General features: G+C 69.4%; 1 protein-coding gene and 2 pseudogenes. 1 reads left to right on the top strand and 2 read right to left on the bottom strand.

The genetic code is table 11. The annotated features are described in order from the left end of the window. Positions 1 to 286: pseudogene (locus H5J30_RS26610) on the bottom strand (sensor histidine kinase); the annotation flags it as partial. Positions 287 to 457: 171 nt separating this feature from the next. Beyond that, positions 458 to 1,951 (bottom strand): 30S ribosomal protein S1, encoded by a 1,494-nt coding sequence (rpsA, locus tag H5J30_RS26605; protein WP_181789873.1) that lies wholly within the window; start codon positions 1,949 to 1,951, stop codon positions 458 to 460. Between the two features lie 340 nt (positions 1,952 to 2,291). Here rpsA and H5J30_RS26600 point away from each other — a divergent pair. Further along, a pseudogene (locus tag H5J30_RS26600) lies at positions 2,292 to 2,605 on the top strand (SAM-dependent methyltransferase); the annotation flags it as partial.

Raw genomic sequence — 2,605 nt, 5'->3', positions numbered from 1 at the left:
GCACGACGAACACCGGTCCGTCGTACGCGCTGCTCACGTAGTAGACGCCGACGAGCGGGATGACGAACCCGGCCACGGCGACCGGACGGCGGCGCGCGAAGTACAGCGCCCCGGACGCGAGCACGATCAGCGCCCAGCCCGCCGCCGTCGTCGCCCACGACTCCTTGCGCTCGCCGACGAACGCCTGCACCGTGCCCAGCGCCACGAGCACACCCGTCCCGGCCGCGAGGGCGGTATCCGCCGCACGGCCCTGGGGCAGGCGGAGCTGGCGTACGGGCAGGGGCATGACCCCAGCGTACGTGCCCGGGGCGCACGCCCGGAACGAAGGCCCGCGGGCCCCGCAAGCCCCGCCGGGAGGCCCGCGTACGGGCACACAGCGGAAGCCCGCCGCCCCGGAAGGGACGACGGGCTTCCGTCTGTCGTGCCGCGTCCGACCGCTACGCGATCCGGCCCGCGGTCAGCTCTGGCCGCCGGCCAGCTTCTCGCGGAGCGCCGCCAGCGCCTCGTCCGAGGCCAGCGCACCGGAGTCGTCCGCACCCTCGGAGGAGTACGAACCGCCACCGGACGGAGCCGGCGCCGAGTCGCCCGACTCGGCCGCCGCCTGGGCGTCGGCCTCGCGGGACTTGACGACCTGCGCCTGGTGCTGCTCGAAGCGGGTGTGGGCCTCGGCGTACTGGCCCTCCCACTCCTCGCGCTGCTTCTCGTACCCGTCGAGCCACTCGTTGGTCTCCGGGTCGAAGCCCTCGGGGTAGATGTAGTTCCCCTGGTCGTCGTACGAGGCGGCCATGCCGTAGAGCGTCGGGTCGAAGTCGACGGCCATCGGGTCGGGACCGAAGGTCTCGTTCGCCTGCTTCAGCGAGAGGCTGATGCGGCGACGCTCCAGGTCGATGTCGATGACCTTGACGAAGATCTCGTCGCCGACCTGGACGACCTGCTCCGGGATCTCCACGTGGCGCTCGGCCAGCTCGGAGATGTGGACCAGGCCCTCGATGCCCTCGTCGACTCGGACGAACGCGCCGAACGGCACCAGCTTCGTGACCTTGCCGGGCACGACCTGACCGATCTGGTGCGTGCGCGCGAACTGCTGCCACGGGTCTTCCTGGGTCGCCTTCAGGGACAGCGAGACGCGCTCGCGGTCCATGTCGACGTCCAGGACCTCGACCGTGACCTCCTGGCCGACCTCGACCACCTCGGAGGGGTGGTCGATGTGCTTCCAGGACAGCTCGGACACGTGCACCAGGCCGTCCACACCGCCCAGGTCCACGAAGGCGCCGAAGTTGACGATCGAGGAGACCACACCCGATCGCACCTGGCCCTTCTGGAGGGTGGTGAGGAAGGTCTGCCGGACCTCGGACTGGGTCTGCTCCAGCCAGGCACGGCGGGACAGAACCACGTTGTTCCGGTTCTTGTCCAGCTCGATGATCTTGGCTTCGAGCTCCTTGCCGACATAGGGCTGCAGGTCGCGCACGCGGCGCATTTCGACCAGCGATGCGGGCAGGAAGCCCCGCAGGCCGATGTCGAGGATGAGACCGCCCTTGACGACCTCGATGACGGTACCGGTGACGATGCCGTCCTCTTCCTTGATCTTCTCGATGGTGCCCCACGCACGCTCGTACTGCGCGCGCTTCTTCGAGAGGATCAGCCGGCCTTCCTTGTCCTCCTTCTGGAGGACAAGGGCCTCGATCTCGTCGCCGACGGCGACGACCTCGTTCGGGTCGACGTCGTGCTTGATCGAGAGTTCCCGGGAAGGGATGACACCCTCGGTCTTGTAGCCGATGTCGAGCAGGACCTCGTCCCGGTCGACCTTCACGATGACGCCGTCGACGATGTCGCCGTCGTTGAAGTACTTGATCGTCTCGTCGATCGCGGCGAGGAAGGCTTCCTCGGAACCGATGTCGTTGACCGCGACCTGCGTCGGGGCGGCCGCGGTGTTCTCGGTGCTGCTCGTCATGTGGGATTGGGCTCCGGTACGGGCAAGTTGAGTCGTCGTCACTCCACGCCGAGAGCCCTGTGATCGCACCGCCGAAGCCGGACAGCCTAAGAGGCGCTTTCCCGACCCCCCAGGGGGAGTCCGGCAGCGCCTCGTGAACCGAGGGGACATACAACCGATGCGAGCGCGGCCTGCTCCGTCCGAGGCGCGCAGGCCCGCAGCGCAACTTGTAGCATACGGGGGCAGCCGGGCATGGTCAATGCGCGAAGAGTGCACCTGGGGCATGCCGCCCCATACCCGGCAGTAGTGGCGCTCCGTCACTCTCGCGCGTGGCAGGAAGGTACTACGACGGGTCCGGCCGATGGTCCACGAGTACGAAAACGGTGCCGAAGGTGCCGAAGGGGCCGCTGATGCTGATGTTCCGGCAGAGGCTACCCGACGCCCCGTCCCCGCACGGGAAACCCGCCTGGCGAGCCGTGGTTGGTGGGACCGCAACGCCGACGACTACCAGCGCGAACACGGCGGCTTCCTCGGCGGCGCCGACGGCGCACGCTTCCTCTGGGGCCCCGAGGGCCTGGACGAGGCGGAGGCGCGGCTGCTCGGACCGGCCGGTTCCCTGACGGGGCGCGCGGTGCTGGAAGTGGGCGCGGGGGCGGCGCAGTGCTCCCGCTGGCT

The sequence above is a fragment of the Streptomyces phytophilus genome, assembly GCF_013870535.1.
GTDB lineage: Bacteria > Actinomycetota > Actinomycetes > Streptomycetales > Streptomycetaceae > Streptomyces > Streptomyces phytophilus.
The sequence above is the reverse complement of the archived record's forward strand: the minus strand, read 5'-3'. Positions and strand labels throughout refer to the sequence as shown.